This is a genomic window from Clavibacter tessellarius (assembly GCF_001618005.1).
GTDB lineage: Bacteria > Actinomycetota > Actinomycetes > Actinomycetales > Microbacteriaceae > Clavibacter > Clavibacter tessellarius_A.
Genome location: NZ_LQXA01000026.1, coordinates 24,869 through 42,219, shown reverse-complemented (window position 1 = coordinate 42,219; position 17,351 = coordinate 24,869). Strand labels below are relative to the sequence as shown.

16 protein-coding genes and 1 pseudogene are annotated in these 17,351 nt (G+C 74.3%); 9 read left to right on the top strand and 8 right to left on the bottom strand.

The window, feature by feature from the left end; all coding sequences use genetic code 11:
• The 6 genes from AWH51_RS06620 to AWH51_RS06595 form a co-directional block, all read right to left on the bottom strand.
• Positions 1-547: hypothetical protein (locus AWH51_RS06620; RefSeq protein WP_063071316.1), on the bottom strand; the 547-nt coding region annotated here is incomplete at its 3' end.
• 86 nt (positions 548-633) lie between these two features.
• Positions 634-1,335 (bottom strand): hypothetical protein, encoded by a 702-nt coding sequence (locus AWH51_RS06615; RefSeq protein ID WP_131798111.1) that lies wholly within the window; start codon positions 1,333-1,335, stop codon positions 634-636.
• An 11-nt stretch (positions 1,336-1,346) separates the two neighbouring features.
• On the bottom strand, positions 1,347-1,931 hold the full coding sequence (locus AWH51_RS06610; RefSeq protein WP_063071310.1) for a matrixin family metalloprotease: 585 nt from the start codon (positions 1,929-1,931) through the stop codon (positions 1,347-1,349).
• Positions 1,928-3,919 carry a CocE/NonD family hydrolase gene (locus AWH51_RS06605; protein ID WP_131798110.1) on the bottom strand — a complete coding sequence of 664 codons (1,992 nt, stop codon included), beginning with the start codon at positions 3,917-3,919 and terminating at the stop codon, positions 1,928-1,930. Before AWH51_RS06605 ends, AWH51_RS06610 begins: the two co-directional genes overlap by 4 nt.
• Before the next feature lie 250 nt (positions 3,920-4,169).
• Positions 4,170-5,384 carry a Gfo/Idh/MocA family protein gene (locus AWH51_RS06600; protein ID WP_175345480.1) on the bottom strand — a complete coding sequence of 405 codons (1,215 nt, stop codon included), beginning with the start codon at positions 5,382-5,384 and terminating at the stop codon, positions 4,170-4,172.
• Positions 5,385-5,505: 121 nt separating this feature from the next.
• Positions 5,506-6,300 carry a response regulator transcription factor gene (locus AWH51_RS06595; protein ID WP_063071308.1) on the bottom strand — a complete coding sequence of 265 codons (795 nt, stop codon included), beginning with the start codon at positions 6,298-6,300 and terminating at the stop codon, positions 5,506-5,508.
• 342 nt (positions 6,301-6,642) lie between these two features.
• Between AWH51_RS06595 and AWH51_RS06590 the strand changes: the two genes are divergently transcribed.
• The 4 genes from AWH51_RS06590 to AWH51_RS06575 all read left to right on the top strand — a co-directional run bounded on the left by AWH51_RS06590 (position 6,643) and on the right by AWH51_RS06575 (position 9,535).
• Positions 6,643-7,245 (top strand): RNA polymerase sigma factor, encoded by a 603-nt coding sequence (locus tag AWH51_RS06590; RefSeq protein WP_414146348.1) that lies wholly within the window; start codon positions 6,643-6,645, stop codon positions 7,243-7,245.
• Positions 7,242-7,880, top strand: coding sequence for a methylated-DNA--[protein]-cysteine S-methyltransferase (locus AWH51_RS06585; protein WP_063071307.1), 639 nt, complete (start codon positions 7,242-7,244; stop codon positions 7,878-7,880). Before AWH51_RS06590 ends, AWH51_RS06585 begins: the two co-directional genes overlap by 4 nt.
• Before the next feature lie 64 nt (positions 7,881-7,944).
• Positions 7,945-8,217, top strand: a complete 273-nt coding sequence (locus AWH51_RS06580; RefSeq protein WP_063071306.1) for a hypothetical protein — start codon at positions 7,945-7,947, stop codon at positions 8,215-8,217.
• Between the two features lie 88 nt (positions 8,218-8,305).
• A complete protein-coding gene (locus AWH51_RS06575; protein WP_081234939.1) occupies positions 8,306-9,535 on the top strand; it encodes an FAD-dependent monooxygenase in 1,230 nt (409 codons plus the stop codon).
• 5 nt (positions 9,536-9,540) lie between these two features.
• On the opposite strand, the gene AWH51_RS06570 is transcribed toward AWH51_RS06575, so the two are convergent.
• The gene (locus AWH51_RS06570; protein WP_063071304.1) at positions 9,541-10,374 is read right to left on the bottom strand and encodes an oxidoreductase; all 834 of its coding nucleotides are present in this window, start codon (positions 10,372-10,374) and stop codon (positions 9,541-9,543) included.
• 573 nt (positions 10,375-10,947) lie between these two features.
• On the opposite strand from AWH51_RS06570, the gene AWH51_RS06560 reads away from it, so the two are divergent.
• The 5 genes and pseudogenes from AWH51_RS06560 to AWH51_RS06540 all read left to right on the top strand — a co-directional run.
• Complete coding sequence (locus AWH51_RS06560) at positions 10,948-12,177, top strand: multidrug effflux MFS transporter (RefSeq protein ID WP_063071302.1); 1,230 nt, start codon at positions 10,948-10,950, stop codon at positions 12,175-12,177.
• Between the two features lie 293 nt (positions 12,178-12,470).
• A complete protein-coding gene (locus AWH51_RS06555; protein WP_063071301.1) occupies positions 12,471-14,459 on the top strand; it encodes an APC family permease in 1,989 nt (662 codons plus the stop codon).
• Between the two features lie 284 nt (positions 14,460-14,743).
• Positions 14,744-15,313, top strand: coding sequence for a hypothetical protein (locus AWH51_RS06550; RefSeq protein WP_063071300.1), 570 nt, complete (start codon positions 14,744-14,746; stop codon positions 15,311-15,313).
• An 8-nt stretch (positions 15,314-15,321) separates the two neighbouring features.
• Positions 15,322-15,855 (top strand): hypothetical protein, encoded by a 534-nt coding sequence (locus tag AWH51_RS06545; RefSeq protein WP_063071299.1) that lies wholly within the window; start codon positions 15,322-15,324, stop codon positions 15,853-15,855.
• Positions 15,856-16,055: 200 nt separating this feature from the next.
• A pseudogene (locus AWH51_RS06540) lies at positions 16,056-16,358 on the top strand (amino acid transporter); the annotation flags it as partial.
• Positions 16,359-16,374: 16 nt separating this feature from the next.
• Here the strand turns inward: AWH51_RS06540 and AWH51_RS06535 are convergent.
• Positions 16,375-17,349, bottom strand: a complete 975-nt coding sequence (locus AWH51_RS06535; RefSeq protein WP_063071297.1) for a helix-turn-helix transcriptional regulator — start codon at positions 17,347-17,349, stop codon at positions 16,375-16,377.
• Between the last annotated feature and the right edge of the window lie 2 nt (positions 17,350-17,351).

Sequence of the window (17,351 nt, the reverse complement as noted above, 5' to 3'; positions counted from 1 at the left end):
CGACGGCCGCTGCGACCAGCGCGCCGACGGCCCCGGAGATCGCGCCGCGCACGCGCACGGCGAGCGCCCGGACGACGCGGCGGACGGCGTCGGCTCCGGCGCGCAGCGAGCACACGCTGATGAGGCCGGCGATGACGTGGGCGAGCAGCATCGCGCCGTCGTGGTCGGCGGGCATCGCCATGGCGCCCGGGTCGGCGAGCGCGCGTGCGGCCTCGGCGGCGGCGAGCGCGTGGCCGTGCCCGACGCCAGCGAGCGACGCGGCGGATCCGCCGGCCATGCCCCCGCCCGCGCCCATGCCGGAGCCGCCGAACGTGAAGGCCGCGTGCAGCACGCCCTGGGTGGCGCCGACGGCGAGCGCGAGGTGCGCGAGCGTCACGCGACGGCCGCCGAGCGCGAAGCAGAGGACGACGCCCGCGACGAGCGCGAGGCCGAGGACGAGCGGATGCGGGACCCCGCCACCCGCGGCCGCGTGCGCGGTCGCCGTGACGAGCGTGCAGACCAGCGCGGACAGCGCGGCGCGCCGCATCCGCTCCTGCCGTGCCTGCACCCGTCCGCCTCCCGGTCGTCCCGACCAGGGTACGCGAGCGCCGCCGCGCCCCCGGGACCGGAGACCCGGAGGCACGTCGCCGTCCGTCAGCCGAGGGCTCCGTCGGCGGTGACCCGCTCCGGCAGGGTGTCGCCCCCGTCGTCGTCGAGCCGCAGGAACGCCGCCGGCTGCGTCGACTCCTCCGCGGCGTCCGTGTCGGCCTGGGCGTGGGCCGCGGCCGGGTCGGGAGCGCCGAAGAGCCCCGCCGATCCGCCCGTCACGAAGGACTGGGACGCCGCCTCGCCCGGCAGGCGCGACGGCCGCAGGTAGAGGAGGTACGTGGATCCCGCCTGCATCATCGCCGCAGGGCCGGGCTGCGCGGCCGTGCCGATCTGCCGCACGTCGACCGTCCCTCCGGCCGCGAGGCCGTCGGCCGCCTTCGCGACCGTCGCGACCCGGACGGTCGAGACGGTGGCCGGCGCTCTGGGCCCGAGGTCGGTCACCACGCGCTGCGCGACGACGGTGCCCGTGACGATCTCGACGCTGTCGCCCGCGAGCGCGGCGAGCGAGCCGTAGTGGGTGTGGCGCGATCCGTGGGTGTGCGATCCCGGTCCCGCCGGCATCGACGTGCCGTCGCCCATGGGCATCGACGAGCCGTCGCCCATCTGCATCGACATGCCGTCGCCCGCCGGCGCGGCGGCGGGGCCAGGCGCCGTGCCCGCGCTGCAGCCGGTGAGCAGGAGCGCGCTCGCCCCGAGCGCGAGGGAGGCGAGGGCGGCGAGGTGGAGGGTGCTCGTGCGTGCGTTCATCTGCGTGCCCATCAGTAGAGGAAGTCGATCCCGGCGACCTCGTCGTCGGTGAGGCCGGTGACCCCGTCGGCGTAGGCGTCGGAGGGGATGGGGTACATGACGCGGTCGAGGTCCGTCACGTGCGCGAGCCCCAGCACGTGCCCCGACTCGTGCTCCCACACCACCTTGAGCCGGTCCCGCGGCAGGGAGTCGTCGAGGTACTGGCTGTTGAGGTGCATGTCCGCCGAGGTCGTGTGCATGGCGCCGTCGTAGCGCCAGTGCGCGTAGCCCTCGTAGCCGTCGTCGCCGGCGTCGATGACCTGAGCGGTCCACGGCGAGCCGATCGCGTCCTCGGTGCCCACCTTCACGTCGGTGAGCGCGGTGTACTCGGCCGCCGCGTCGGTGAGGGCATCGTGGAACCCTCCCGTCGGCACCGCGGACGTGTCGATGGTCAGCCGGTCCGTGGGCCAGTGCGGGCCCTCCCGGTTGAAGGCCTGGGCGGGCGCCGCGACGGCGAGCGCGGCCAGAGCGGCGAGGCCCGTCATCGCGAGGAGGCGGACGCCACCGCGTCGGCGCGTGCGCCGTGCGGCGGGGTTCGCCGAACCGTCGCGGATCATCGCGTGGTCCCGAGGGTGCCGCCGACGACCGGCAGGGCGAGCGAGCTGTGCGCGAGGTCCACCGTCGACCCGGCCGTGACGACCCGCGAGCGGTGCTGGCCCGCGATCGAGCGGCGGCCGTCGTTGTAGACGATCATCCCGAGCCGGTGTCCGGCGGGGACGACGTGGTCGATGGGCAGCAGATCCCACGCGAGGTCGATCGTCTGCCCGGCGGCCACCGGCGTGTAGGCCTGGAGGGACTGGTGGTGCGCCGTGTTCCCGATGCCGCGCGTGAAGACGAAGCTGTCGGTGGTGCGCGTGAACAGGGCCTCGTCGTAGTACGACGAGCCGTCGGCCGGGGTCGCCTGGCCCCACGTGGCGCTGGTCGTCAGGACCATCGAGCCGTCCTTCACGGAGGTGTCCACGTACGTCTGCGGGCCGTAGTCGACCAGGGCGGCGGAGACGTCGGTGTCGCCGGCCCCCGGCGTCACCCGCACCGCGATCCGCGGCGTGCCCGAGATCCGCACGTCGTGGTCGAGGACGGGGGTGGTGAAGACGAGGCGATCGGCGCCCGCGGTCGGCTCGGCGGCGCCCTCCGTCAGGTCCGTCGGCCGGTCGTCCGCGAGGCGGCCCGCGGCGAAGGACGCGGATCCGGCCGCGGGCGTCGGCGCCATGCCGAGCGCGCCGAGACCGGCCGTGACGGCGCCGGGGTGCAGCGTCGTGACGGCGCTCCCGGCGACGGGCCAGGTCGCGCTCTCCTGCCAGGTGGTGGGGGTCATCTGGATCTGCACGGGCGGCTCCCCGGTGATCCCGTTGTCCACCCCGAGGAGCGCGTGGTCGTACCAGCGCAGCAGCGTGTCCGCCCAGGCCGGCCGTTCGAACGTGAAGGGGTCGAGATGCCCGCCGATGTGCAGCCAGAGCTTCGAGGTGACGCCCGCCCGCTGCAGCGCCTGCCAGTGCGCGGCCAGCTCGTTGGTGCGGACATTCATGTCGTTCTGGCCCTGCACGATGAACTCGCTGACGCCGTTGCGGGCGATCTGGTCGACCTTCCTGGTGTAGTCGCGGGCCTGCCAGAACGCGTTGTCCGTGCGCCCCTGGGGATCCGACTGCGCGTGCATGGCGTCGAACGACGGCTGGCACATCTTCCGCTTGGCGGCCTGGTGGTCGCGCAGCGACTGCGGGAGGGTCGGGGCCTCGGTGCCCGCCGGCTCGGGCTCGGTCAGCCACTTCGAGAACTCGGCCGTGCCGCCTCCCACGTCGATGCCGTTCGGGCGGGTGTCGTAGGCGCTCGTGCCGCCCTCGATGGGGACCACCGTCTTCAGCCCCGGCACCTGGGCCGAGGTCGCGATGGCGTGCGCGATGCCGCCGTCGTAGGACATCCCGCTCACCGCGCTGAGGCCGGAGCTCCATCCGGAGTCGACGGGGACGGCGCGGTCGAGGTCGCGGTACGCGACCGAGCCGGCCTCGTGGTGCAGCCAGCGGATGACCGCGGCCACGGACTCGACGTCGTGGGGGCCGACATCGTCGACGCAGCCCTCCGAGAAGTTCGTGCCCGCGACGTCGAGCGAGAGGATGGCGTAGCCGCGGGGCACGAAGTAGTTGTTCTCCCAGCCCGGCATGACCGCGAGGTCGCTCGTGGCGCGGTGCTCGGGATCCACGTAGGGCTTGACCCCCGGGTAGCCCGGCGTGCCGAAGTACCCGGACGCTTTGATGATGCTCGGGACGGTGACCGCCGCGGGCGTGCTCGGGCGCTGGATGTCGACGCGGATGAGGTCCTTCCGGCCGTCGCCGTCGGAGTCCATGTCGGACTGCACGTAGACGTGCTCGAGGATCGCGTCGGCGAGGGTGTAGACCTCGGCGCTGCGGCCGTCCGCTCCCAGCACGTGGCCCGCCGCGATGCCGCCGGTGGCGGCTTCCGCGGAGGGCGCCGCGGCGGGTGCGACGGAGGACAGGGCGGCGGTCGCCACGGCGAGGGCGCCGAGGGCGGCCCGCACGCGGGACGGTCTCATGGATCGGATGCGGTGCATGGGGCGTGTCTCCCGACGCGGGCTCACGCGGGCGCAGCGGAGCACGCCGGTGCGCACGCGCACGCGCGCGGGCGCATGTGCCGTACCGGGAGGAGGAGCGTCGTGATCCGTCAGCGCCGCCGACAGGACGCGGCGGGCGAGGTGATGTCACGGTAACGACGGGCGGGGGCGGCCGTGCGGCGTCTTCACAGCCACCGCACGTCTCCGCGGCGGCCCGCGGCGGCCGGCGGGCCTATCGCTCGGCGGGATCCACCTGCACCCACGCGCTGCCGTCGGCCGAGCTGCGCTCCACGGCGTCGAGCACGCGCTGCACGCGGAGCCCGTCGGCGAACGACGGCTGCGGCTCGCGGCCCGCGGCGATGTCGTGCACGAGGTCGCGCACCTGGTGGGTGAACGCGTGCTCGTAGCCGAGGCCGTGGCCGGTGGGCCACCAGGCGGCCGTGTAGGGGTGCTCGGGCTCGGTGACGAGGATCCGCCGGAAGCCCAGCTTGTCGGCGGGCGCGGTCGCGTCGTACAGCTCGATCTCGTTGAGGCGCTCGAGGTCGAAGGAGATGGCGCCGCCGGATCCGCTGAACTCCAGACGCAGCGCGTTCTTGCGGCCGGTGGCCATGCGGGTCGCCTCGAAGCTGGCGAGCGCGCCGCCCGCGAGCTTGCCGGTGAAGTACGCCGCGTCGTCGACCGTCACCCGCCCGCGCTCGCTGGAGGCGACGCCGCCGAGGCCGCGCGTCTCGGCGAGCAGCGGGCGCTCCTCGACGAACGTGCGGAGCAGGCCGCTGACCGCGTCGAGCCGGTCGCCCGAGATGAACTGCACCGCGTCGACGATGTGCGCGCCGATGTCGCCGAGCGCGCCGGATCCGGCCGCCTCCTTGTCGAGGCGCCAGGTCATGGGGCCCTCGGCGTCGGTCAGCCAGTCCTGCAGGTAGAGCGCGCGCACCTGGCGGAGCTCGCCGATGGCGCCCTGGGCGACGAGGTCGCGGGCGAAGGTGATGGCGGGCACGCGGCGGTAGCTGAAGCCGACCATCGCGCGGATCCCCCGGGCCGCGGCCTTCTCGGCGGCCGCGGCCATGATCTCGGCCTCCTCCACCGTGTTCGCGAGCGGCTTCTCGCACAGCACGTGCTTGCCCGCCTCGAGCGCGGCGACCGCGACCTCGACGTGCGTGCTGCCGGGCGAGCAGATGTCGACGACGTCGATGTCGTCGCGCTCGATCGCGGCCCGCCAGTCCGTCTCCGCGCGCTCCCAGCCCCAGCGGTCCGCGGACTCCTGCGTGCGCGCCTGGTCGCGGCCGACGACGGACACCATGCGCGGCGCGAGCGGCAGGTCGAAGAACGCGGGGGCGACGCGCCAGGCCTGCGAGTGGGCGGCGCCCATGAAGCCGTGGCCGATCATCGCGACGCCGAGGGCGCCTCCGCTCTCCGTGGGCGTCGCGGCGGGCTGCGTGTCGGACATGGGACTCCTTCGTCTCATTCGGGGGTGGATCGGCGTGCGGGCGGATCCGCGTGCGGGGATTGGTTGCGGCTCGCGTCAAATGTACGGGGAGGCCGCGGGGCGGGACAAGGCGGTGCCGGCGTCAGCCCGCGGGCGCCAGCACCAGGTCGTCCCCGGAGGCGGCGAGCAGCACGATGCGGTCGTGACCCGCACGTCGTCCCGTCACCACGGGAAGGTCGAGGAGCGCGAGCGGCGCGACGGGATCGTGGCCCGCGTCGGTCAGCCGCTGGGCGAGCTCGCGCAGCGGGAGCCGGCGCGTCGGCTCGGCGGCGAGCGCCTGCACGACGACGAGCTCGATCGGATCCAGCTCCAGCGGCACGCCCGCGAGCCACGCCTCGCCTGTCGCGGGATCCAGCACGAGGTCGCCGACGGTGACCAGCGCGGGCGCGAGGCCGCGGCGGCGGAACAGGTCGCGCACGGTGCCGACCACCTCCTCGAGGCCGAACGGCTTCGTCACGTAGTCGTCGGCGCCCGCTCCGAACGCGGCCAGCCGGTCCTCGAGCGAGTCGCGGCCGGTGAGGAAGACCACGGGGGTCGCGACGCCCGCGCGGCGCAGCTCGGCGACCACCTCCACGCCCGAGACGTCGGGCAGCATCATGTCGAGGAGCATCGCGTCGGGCGCGTCCTCGACCGCCGCGGCGATCGCCGCGCGTCCCGACCCGAAGACGCGCACATCCCAGCCCTCCATCCCCAGCGCGAGCGACAGCAGCTGCGTGATGGGCGCCTCCTCGTCGACCACGGCGACGCGGAGCGCGCGGGGCGCGGTGGCCGCGACGGATGCGGTGGATGCCGCCGGTGCCGCGGCGTCCGCTCCCGCCCGGGCTCCGGGGACGGCCCGCCCGTCGTCATGGGAGGCGGGGAGCGCGGTGCCGGTCATGGGGATCCTCTCGTCGCGCCGGGATGCCGCCGCCGACCCGGGGGACGGATCGGCGGCGGGGGCTCCTGGCGGAGCCGCGGCGGGGGAGCCGCTCCCCCATCGTCGCGATCGGCGGACGCCCGGGCATCCGCCCCGGGGAGGATCACGGGTGGTCCCCACGGGGTGCACGGCCGGGGCATCGGGGATCGCGAGGAGGCGCACGGCGCGTCCGGAGGTGCGCGGGCCGGGGCGCGCAGGCGGGAGCGGCGGCGGCCGCCTACCAGCCCGGCCCGCGGATCCGCGAGACTGATCCGCACGCCGACCTCACGGATCACCCCGCCCCGGCGTCTACCCGGTGTGGAGATGATGCAGCCGTTCGACAGGGTCGTGACCGAGCACGGCGCCGTGGTGCTCCGCGTGTGCCGGGCCGTGCTCGGCGGGCACGCGGACGCCGAGGACGCGTGGTCGGAGACGTTCCTGTCGGCGCTCGTCGCGTATCCGCGGCTCGGGCCGCGCGCCGACGTGCGGGCGTGGCTCGTCACCATCGCGCACCGCAAGGCCCTCGACGCGATCCGCGCCCGCGGCCGCCGCGCGCTCCCCGTCGACGAGGTGCCCGAGCGGATCTCCGACCTGGGCGTGCCCGGATCCGGCGACCCCGACCTCTGGCACGCCGTCGCCCGGCTGCCCGAGCGGCAGCGGCTCGCGGTCGCCTACCGGCACCTCGGCGGGCTGCCGTACGCGGAGGTCGCCGCGATCGTCGGCGGCACCCCCGAGGCCGCGCGGCGGGCGGCGTCGGACGGGGTGGCGAGCCTGCGGCGGACGATGGCCGACGATCCGCGCGGCGCCGCATCCGCCCGCGTCGGCGCCGCGGACCCACCCGATCCCGACGAGTCACCCGCACCCGGCCCGGCCGCCCCATCCGACCCGGCACCCGCCGCCGCACCCACCCGAGGAGGACGACCGTGACCGACCCCGACGACCGCGCATCCGACGACGCCGCCTTCCTCGCCGCCGACGCGCTCGACCGCGCGGATCCCGTCGCCCCCACCCTCGCCGCCCTCCGCCTCCGCCTCGCCGACGCGGCCGAGCAGGCGGACGCGCTCGACGTCGGCTTCACGACGATCGACTCCCCCGTCGGCCCGCTCCTCCTCGCCGCCACCGACCGCGGCCTGATCCGCGTCGCCTACTCCCGCGAGGACCACGACACCGTGCTCGGCGACCTCGCGCGGCGGCTCGGCCCGCGGATCCTGCGCGCCCCGAAGCGACTCGATGCGGCCGCCCGCGAGCTCGACGAGTACTTCGCCGGCCGCCGCCGCACCTTCGACCTCCCGCTCGACCGCCGCCTGTCGACGGGCTTCCGCGACCGGGTGCAGCGGCTGCTCCCGGACATCCCGTACGGGTCCACCCGCACCTACCGCGAGGTCGCCGAGACCGCGGGCAGCCCGGCCGCCACGCGCGCGGTCGGCACGGCGTGCTCGACGAACCCGCTGCCCGTCGTGATCCCCTGCCACCGCGTCCTCCGCTCCGACGGCACGCTCGGCGGCTACATCGGCGGTCTCGCGGCGAAGACGACGCTCCTGGAGCTGGAGGGGCGCGGCTGACCCGCCGGCCGCGTCCCCCGGGAGGCGGACGCGGTCGGGCGCCCGGCCGCCTAGCGTCGAGGACATGAGCGGATCGAAAGCACCCGGCGGCCCCACGGCCCCGCCGGACGACGACGACGCGACGAACCCGAACATCGCGCTCGGCATCGTGTTCACGATGCTCGGTCTCGGCCTCGTGCTGGCCCTCGAGGACACGCGCGTCGCCGGCCTGCCGTTCCTGGTCCTCGGGATCACCTTCTTCGTGATGGGGATCCGCCCGAGGAAGAGCGGAACCGCGGCTCCGGCGGAGGTGCCGACGGATCCGGACTCGCCCGCTCCCGGAGAAGACGCCCGCTGACGCACGCCCTTCCGCCCGACAGCCCGGATCCCACCCGACAGCGCGGAGCCCGCCCGCCGTAGATTGGGAGGAACGGATGGGGGAGCACATGGCCGGACGTCGCAGGGCCCTGATCGTCGGCGCGGGGGTGGCGGGCATGTCCGCCGCGATCCGCCTGGAGGAGGCCGGCTGGGAGCCGGTGATCGTGGAGCGGAAGCCGTCGCGGCGGATGGCCGGCTACATGGTCGGGATGTTCGCCGAGGGGGTCGTCGCGGCCGAGCGGCTGGGCGTGCGGGACGACATCGGATCCCGCGACCGGCCCGACCGCGTCACGCTCCAGCTCGACGCCGACGGCACGCGCCGCCCCGGCCCCGGCCTCGCCGACCAGCCCGGCGCCCCCGAGGCCGTGCTCCGCAGCGACATCGAGGCCGCGCTGTGGAAGCGCATGGGCGACCGCATCGAGGTGCGCTTCGGCCTCGAGCCCGTGGGCGTCGACCAGGACGCCGACGCCGCCCACGTCACCCTGCGCACCGTCGCCACCGGCGCGACGCACCGCGAGTCGTTCGACCTCGTCGTCGGCGCCGACGGCGTGCGCTCCGCCGTGCGCACGCTCGTGCTGGATCCCGAGGGCCGCTCCGTGAAGCCCATGCCCGCCGTGGTCTGCGCGTTCCAGGCGCGCGGGCAGATGCCCGGGTTCGCCGAGCACGAGAGCGTCATCGTCTCCGAGCCCCGCCGCGCGATGTGGGTCTTCGCGCTCGCCGGCACCACGCCCACCGTGATGATGAGCTACCGCACGCGCAAGGCCGGCAAGGACCTCCAGGGATCCCCCGCCGACGCCCTGCGCCGCACCTTCGCCGGGCTCTCCGCGGGCGGCGTCGTGGAGGACGCGCTGCGCGAGCTCGACGCGGCGGAGGCCACCCTGTTCGACTCGGTGGAGCAGATCCGCCTGCCGTCGTGGCACCGCGGACGCGTCGTCGTCATCGGCGACGCCGCCTGGTGCCTCACGCTCTTCTCGGGCATGGGCGCGACGTCCGGGCTCCTCGGCGGCGCCGCGCTCGGCGACGCGCTGGCCGCGCATCCGGACGACATCGAGGCCGCCCTCACCGCGTTCGAGGCGGAGATGCGGCCGTTCGTCGTGAAGCACCAGCGCACGGCGGCGATCAAGTCGCAGCTGTTCGTGCCGTCGGGGCGCATCACCTGGTGGATCCGCCGCCGCCTGCTCGCATCGAAGCGGTTCCGCGTGATGGGCGTCGGCGCCCCGCGCGAGCCGAAGGGGACGTCGGCCGCCGCTGCGCCCGCCGCGCCGGCGCCGGAGACCGCGACCGCGACCGCCGCCTGATCCGGTCAGCCGGCGTCGTACCCCGTCGACCGGCTCTCCGCGGCCCACGCGTCGATGTCGGCGCGCAGGTCGTCGAGCGCGCCCGTCACGATCTCCACCGCGTCCGCCCCGAGCAGGAGGTAGTAGGGAGCGCGTCCCGAGGCGACGGCGTCGACGAGCACGCGCGCACCCGCGGCCGGGTCGCCGGGCTGCGTGCCGTCGGTGGAGTCGTTCTCCTTGCGGCGCTTCCCGGCGGTCTCGGCGTAGTCGTCGATCACCGTGGACGACTGCGTGAGCGAGCGGCCGGAGAAGTCGGTGCGGAAGGATCCGGGCGCCACGACCGTCGCGACGATGCCGAGCGGCGCGAGCTCGGTGCGCAGCGCCATGGTCATCTGCTCGATCGCGGCCTTCACGGCGCCGTAGTAGCCGGATCCCGCGCCCGTGCGAGCGGCGCCGATCGACGACAGGTTCACGATGGTGCCGCTGCGGCGCTCGCGCATGCCGGGCAGCACCGCCTTGATCATGCGGACGCTGCCGTGGAAGTGGGTGTCGAACAGGCGCGCGGCGTCCTCGTCGTCGCCCTCCTCGACGGCCGCGCGGTAGCCGTAGCCCGCGTTGTTGACGAGCACGTCGACGCCGCCGAAGCGGGCGGTCGCCTCATCGACCGCGAGCGAGACCTGCGCCGGGTCGGTCACGTCGAGGTCGAGCGCGAGGGCGTGCTCGGGGAAGCGGTCGGCGAGGTCCTGCACGTTGGCGGCGTCGCGGGCCGTGACGACGACGTCCTCTCCGCGCGACAGCGCCTCCTCCGCGAAGGCGCGTCCGAGTCCGGTGGAGCATCCCGTGATCAGCCAGGTCGTCATGCGCGTTCCTCTTCCTCGTGGATGCGGGTGGGCGCGACGGTGCGGCGCGCCCGATCCGAGGCTAGGCGCAGCGGCGGGCGGTGGTCGTGCGGAGCGGCGCCCGCCCGGAGGCGCATGACGACGGACGCCGCCCGGTCCTCGGCCCGGTCCGCGGCGAGCTCCGCCGTGCGCGGGACGTCCCGCATCCCGAGGCACGCGAGACGATGTCCCCGATCGACGCGCGCGGAGTCCGCGAGCAGGACCATGCTCGGACGATGAGCGACTCCCGGGATCGGATCGTGTTCACCGTCGAGGAGGGCGGCGTCTAGGCCGGCGTCCTCGACGAGGTCCTGAGCGGCGGGGAGGTGCCGGGCGCCCAGCGCGTCCAGCTCCTCCTCCTCCGCGACCGCCTGAACGGCGAGTTCGACGGCAGGGGGTAGCCCCGTCCGCCCGTGCCCACGGTCGGGGTCGGGGTCGGCGGGCCCGCCCCGGGGAGGCGACGAGCCCGCCACCGGCGGGGTCCCGACGCGAGCGGGACCGGCCTCCCGTCCGCCGCCCGCCCTCCCACCGGCAACCGGTCTACTGTCGGGACGGATGAGCGACGACGCCCGGCACCCGGATCCCGACCCCGACCCGCGGACGTCGTGGACCGCGCGCCGCGGACCGCTCCTCACCGTCGCCCTCATCGTCGGCATCTCGCCGTTCGCGACCGACCTCTACATCCCGGGCCTCCCGGCCATCGCGACCGACCTCGACGCGTCGACCGCCTCGGTGCAGCTGACGCTGACCGCCTTCCTCGTCGCGTTCGCCGTCGGCCAGCTGGTGATCGGGCCGATCAGCGACGGCGTGGGCCGCCGCCGCATCCTCCTCGCCGGGACCGCGCTCTTCACCCTCGCCAGCGTCGTCTGCGCGATCGCGCCCGACGTGGGGATCCTGATCCTGGCGCGCGTCGTGCAGGGCCTCGGCGGTGCCGCCGCCGCGGTCTCGGCCCGCGCCATGGTCGGCGACGCCTCCACCGGCACCCTCCGCAGCCGCCTCTTCGCGACGCTCGCGGTCGTCAACTCCGTCGGCCCGGTCGTCGCCCCGCTCGTCGGCGGGCTCGTGCTGTCGTTCTCGTCCTGGCGCGCCGCGTTCGTCGTGCTGGCCGCGCTGGGCCTGGCCCTCACGCTCGCTGCCGCCCGCCTGCTGCCCGAGACCCTCGTCCGCACCGGCGCCGGCGGCACGTCGCCCCGCGCCGTCCTCGGCCGCATGGCGGAGCTGCTGCGGATCCCCCGCTTCCGCTGGTACCTCGTCACCGGCTGCACCGCGACCATCGGGTTCTTCTCCTACATCGCCACCTCCTCCTTCGTGTTCCAGGAGCAGTACGGCTTCGGCGAGGGCCTCTACACGCTGGTGTTCGCGTCCAACGCGTCCTGCATGATCGCCTCGACGCTCATGTTCCGCCGCCTCATCGGGCGCTTCGACGAGGACCGCCTCTTCACGATCGGCCTCGCCACCTGCGCGATCGGTTCCACCCTCGTGCTCGTCGGCGCGGTCAGCGGCGCGGGCCCGGCGCTGGTCTGGCCGGCCCTCGCCCTCGTCACCGCGGGCTGGGGGTGGGTGATCCCGGGATCCATCACCCTCACGCAGGCGCTCGGCCACCGGCACCCCGGCACGGCCTCCGCGCTCGTCGGCGGCCTGCAATTCGGCCTCGGGGGCCTGGCGACGCCGCTCGCGGGCGCCCTCGGCGGCACCGCGACCGCCATGGGATCGCTGATGTGCGGCTTCATCGTCGTCGGGCTCGCCGCGCAGCTCTGGGCCTCGCGAGCACACACGGGAGGCTGACGGCGGTCAGCGGATGCGCGCTGGTCGGATGCGAACCGGGCGCGGTCCCGTGCCGCCGCATCCCGCTCCGCCCGCCCAGGACCATCCGCCCAGCACCCGCGCACCTGACCGCACCCTGCACGCGCACCCCGCTCCCGCCCGGAGGTGGCACCATGGGCGACGATGCTGCCGGGCCCGACCGTCGCATCCGCGAGACGGGGCCCCGGCGCCGCCTCAGGAGGATCACCGGTGCGCTGCCCGATCAACGGCTGCCCGACGTCGACACCCCGAACCGCCCCCGCCGGAGACCGGTCGTGAGCGGCCCGAAGCTGCTGCGCGCGCCCGAGCAGCGGCGGGCCCGCGCCGGGATCACCGCCTGGCTCCTCGACGGCCTGCCCGGCGCATCCGGCGCGCACCCCGGTCCGCACGCCGAGACCGTGGGGAAGACGCACTCGTGGTGGCGCGTCATGTGCCTCACCGGCGTCGACTACTTCTCCACGCTCGGCTACCAGCCCGCCATCGCGGCCGTCGCGGCGGGCCTGCTGTCGCCGCTCGCGACGCTCGTCCTCATCCTTCTGACGCTGCTCGGCGCGCTGCCCGTCTACCGGCGGGTGGCGCGCGAGAGCCCGCGCGGCGAGGGATCCATCGCCATGCTCGAGCGCCTCCTCCCCTGGTGGGGCGGCAAGCTGTTCGTGCTCGTGCTGCTCGGGTTCGCGGCGACGGACTTCCTCATCACCATCACGCTGTCGGCGGCGGACGCGACCGCGCACGCGGTCGAGAACCCGTTCGCGCCGTCGTGGTTCGCGGGCAACGAGGTGCTCCTGACGCTCGTGCTCATCGCGGCGCTCGCCTTCGTGTTCCTCCGCGGGTTCCGGGAGGCGATCTCCATCGCGGTCGTGCTCGTGGGCGTCTTCCTCGCCCTCAACGCGGTCGTGATCGTCGTCTCCCTCTTCCACGTCGCCGGCAACCTCCAGGTCATCGACGACTGGTGGCTCGCGCTCACGGCGCAGCACGGCAACCCGCTCGTGATGGTGGGCATCGCGCTCATCGTCTTCCCGAAGCTCGCGCTCGGCCTCTCCGGCTTCGAGACGGGCGTGGCGGTGATGCCGCAGGTGCGCGGCGAGGACGACGCCGACGGGGTGCCGCGCACGCGGATCCACGGCACGAAGCGGCTGCTCGCGACGGCGGCGCTCATCATGAGCGCGTTCCTCATCACGTCGAGCTTCGTGACCACGCTCCTGATCCCGCAGGCCGAGTTCCAGCCGGGCGGCAAGGCCAGCGGCCGGGCGCTCGCGTACCTGGCGCACCAGTTCCTCGGCGACGGCTTCGGCACGCTCTACGACATCAGCACGATCTGCATCCTCTGGTTCGCGGGCGCCTCCGCGATGGCCGGGCTCCTCAACATCGTGCCGCGCTACCTGCCGCGCTACGGCATGGCGCCGCACTGGGCCGCGGCGGTGCGCCCGCTCGTGCTCGTGTTCACGGCCATCGCGGTGCTCGTGACGGTCGTGTTCCAGGCGAACGTGGACGCGCAGGCCGGCGCCTACGCCACCGGCGTGCTCGTGCTCATCACCTCGGCCTCGGTCGCGGTGACGCTGTCGGCGCGGAAGGCCGGGCAGCGCAAGCGCATGGTCGGCTTCGCGGCCATCGCGACGGTGTTCGCGTACACGACCGTGGTGAACGTGATCGAGCGGCCGGACGGCGTGCGCATCGCGGCGCTGTTCATCCTCGGGATCCTCGTGGTGTCGATCGTGAGCCGCGTGCAGCGCTCCTTCCAGCTGCGCGCGACCTCGCTCACGATGGACGAGCAGGCCCGCGCATTCGTCATCGAGGACGCGGAGGACTACGGCGCGGTGAGCATCATCGCCCACGAGCCGGACGAGCCCGACGAGGCGCTGACGGAGGCCGAGCAGGTCGCCGAGTACCGCCGGAAGGCGAGCGACGAGCGGCGCGACAGCGGGATCCCGGCGCGAGCGCCCGTGATCTTCCTCGAGGTGACGCACGGCGACTCGTCCGAGTTCGAGGAGGACCTCGTGGTGCGCGGCATCGTGCGCTGCGGCTTCCGCGTGCTCCAGGTCACGAGCGGCAACGTCCCCAACACGATCGCGGCCGTGCTCCTCGCCGTGCGCGACCTCACCGGAGTGAAGCCCGGCGTCTACTTCGAGTGGACGGAGGGGTCCCCCGTCGGCAACCTCCTCCGCTTCCTCGTGACGGGCACGGGCGAGGTCGCCCCGGTCACGCGCGAGGTGCTGCGGCGGGCGGAGCCGGTGCGGTCGCGCCGGCCGGACGTGCACGTGAGCTGAGGCGGCGGCGCGCCGGCCGAATGGCGGTGATGTCGAGCAACAACTCCGACGTCTCGTGCCGTGGGCAGCTGTTGGACGAGCGCGAGCGCGTAGTTAGTCGTACGTCAAGGTCCCCTAGATGCCCATGGCCACCACGAAACGTCTCGGTCGCGTCGTGAAGCCCGTCATCACGGGGATCGGGTGGTGCGCTCCCCTCCGCGATCTGGAGCAACCCCTTGCGTCACTTGACGCGGGCGACCAAGGTCGATTCCCAAGAGCCTGCTGACGACCACGAAGGAGCGCACATGACCTGGCACCATCGACTCCGTCCAGACGCGATGACCGGAGCGTGCCTCATCGGGCTCCTCGCGCTCGCGGGATGCACCAGCGGCCCGACCGGCGAAGAGGGAGACCCGAGCTCGGCGTCGACGCTCGCCCCTGCGGTCCCGGAAGCGACGCCGAGTGATGCGGAGCAGTTCTCCTCGCTCGAAGCATCCGTGAACCGCAAGTTCTCCTCGTGGGAGCACGCCGGGGACTTCACAGGCAGCGCGGCCGAGCTGGCGGAGGTGCCTCGAACTGATACGGCTGCGGCCACCATCGAGCCGGGTAGCGGGAGCGTCGTTGACGTGACGCTGCCTGCTTCGAGCGATCCGGCGGCGAAGAAGGTCGTCATGACCGTCACGTGCACAGGGAGCGAGAACTACTGGATCAACGTCGCGCAGCCCAACCCCAACCGCGTGGGGACCACATGCGGTACGGAAGGCAGAGGCATCTACGGCGTCCCCCTCGACGATCCGACCGCCCCGACGAAGCTCGAGATCACGATCCCCGATGGCAGCCGTTTCTGGCTGTCGACCTACTACACGAGGGAATAAGAAGCATCATGACCATGACACGCACATCCGTCGTTGCACGAAGCGCTTCCACCGTAGGCATCGCCGCTCTTCTCCTCCTCTCCGGAGGTACCGCAGCGCAGGCGGTCGGCGCTGGCACGAACTCCGAGTGCTCAGGAGATGGGCCCGACATCGCCGTCTCCAACGTCTCCGATACGTACGTACCCGGCAACCTGCGGATCTATGGCGACAGCGGCGCGGTCCTCTCTATCGAATCGGGCCAGTCATCCGAGGTGCATGCGGATGTCAGCGTGTCCGGCACGGTGACCGCCGACGCTGTCGTGGCATCGGCGAGCGTGACCGCGGGGGTGACGCTGGGCGTTGCGCAGACCATCACCCAGAGCGCCTCCGCGTCCTACACGGTCCCGGAAGGGCTGAACGGGCAGTACATCGAGCTCGGCTCCGCCGGCAAGGCCTTCTCGTGGACGGCGACCACATACAACCGGGCATGCGTGGTGACCGACACCCAGGGCGGGAACAGCGTCGCGCCGACAGCCAACGCGTACGTGACCAAGAGCTGGTGACGACCGGCAGGCGAGCCGCCGTCTCAGAGAGAGACGCCATCCTCCGCGCTCGGCAGGCGGGCGGGCTGCCGGGCCGAGACCGATGCGATGCCTCAGTCGCCACCGGCCGGCCTCTCGTCATGTTCGCCTGATCGATGACGAAGAGTGCCGCTCCCGATGCACCAGACCATCACTCGAGCCGCGCCTGCGGACGAGGGACCCCGGGCGACTCGTCGGAGTTCGAGGAGGACCTCGTGGTGCGCGGCATCGTCCGCTGCGGCTTCCGCGTGCTCCAGGTCACGAGCGGCAACGTCCCCAACACGATCGCGGCCGTGCTCCTCGCCGTCCGCGACCTCACCGGAGTGAAGCCCGGCGTCTACTTCGAGTGGACGGAGGGGTCCCCCGTCGGCAACCTCCTCCGCTTCCTCGTGACGGGCACGGGCGAGGTCGCCCCGGTGACCCGCGAGGTGCTGCGGCGTGCGGAGCCGGTGCGGGCGCGGCGGCCGGACGTGCACGTGAGCTGACGCGGCGACGGGCCGGTCAGGCGCGCGGCGGCTCCTGCGCGGAGCGGAGGCGCGCGGCCAGGACGCCGGCCGCCGCGCGCAGCTCCTCCGGCGCGACGACCGTGATCGGGGCGTCGAAGCGGGCCACGGCGGCGAGGACCCCGGTCCACGACCACGAGCCGACGGTGATCCGCGTCGACGTCGCCGACACCTCCTCCATCTCGCCGTCGCCGATCCACAGGGCGACCTCGCGGGCGGGCAGCTCGACGAGCAGCTCACCGGTGCAGGGCCAGCGGTCCTCCGCCGCGGATCCCTTCGCCCGGGCCGCGAGGAACGTGCGCGCCTCCGTCGCGGGCAGCTCCCGCGGCGCGAAGCGCGGGCCGGTGGGCGTGCGCGGCAGCATCCGGTCGAGCCGGAAGGTGCGCCAGTCGTCGCGGTCGAGGTCCCACGCCACGAGGTACCACCGCGAGCGCCGGGCGACGATCGCGTGCGGCTCGACGCGCCGGGGCGGCCCCGCCTCCTCGCCGACGCGGTCGAAGCGCAGGGTCAGCCGGTCGCGGACCGCGGCGCTCGCGGCCTCCAGCACCACCGGATCCACCCGTGGCTCAGCGCCCGGCCCCGGCTCCGGCTCCGCGCCCGTGAAGCGGATGCCGTCGATCCGGTGCCGCAGCCGCGACGGCATCACCTGCCGCACGGTCGCGAGGGCGCGCTCCGCGGCCTCGTCGACGTCGACGCCCATCGCGGGCACCGACTGGAGCGCGACGGCGATCGCCACGGCCTGCTCATCGTCGAACAGCAGCGGCGGCAGCTCCGACCCGGCGGCCAGCCGGTAGCCGCCGTCCGGCCCCTTCACCGAGCGGATCTCGTACCCGAGCTCGCGGAGGCGCTCGACGTCGCGGCGGACGGTGCGCGGCGTGACCTCGAGGCGCTCGGCGAGGATCCGCCCCGGCCAGTCGCGCCGGGTCTGCAGCAGCGACAGGAGGGACAGCATCCGCGACGAGCTCCCGATCATGG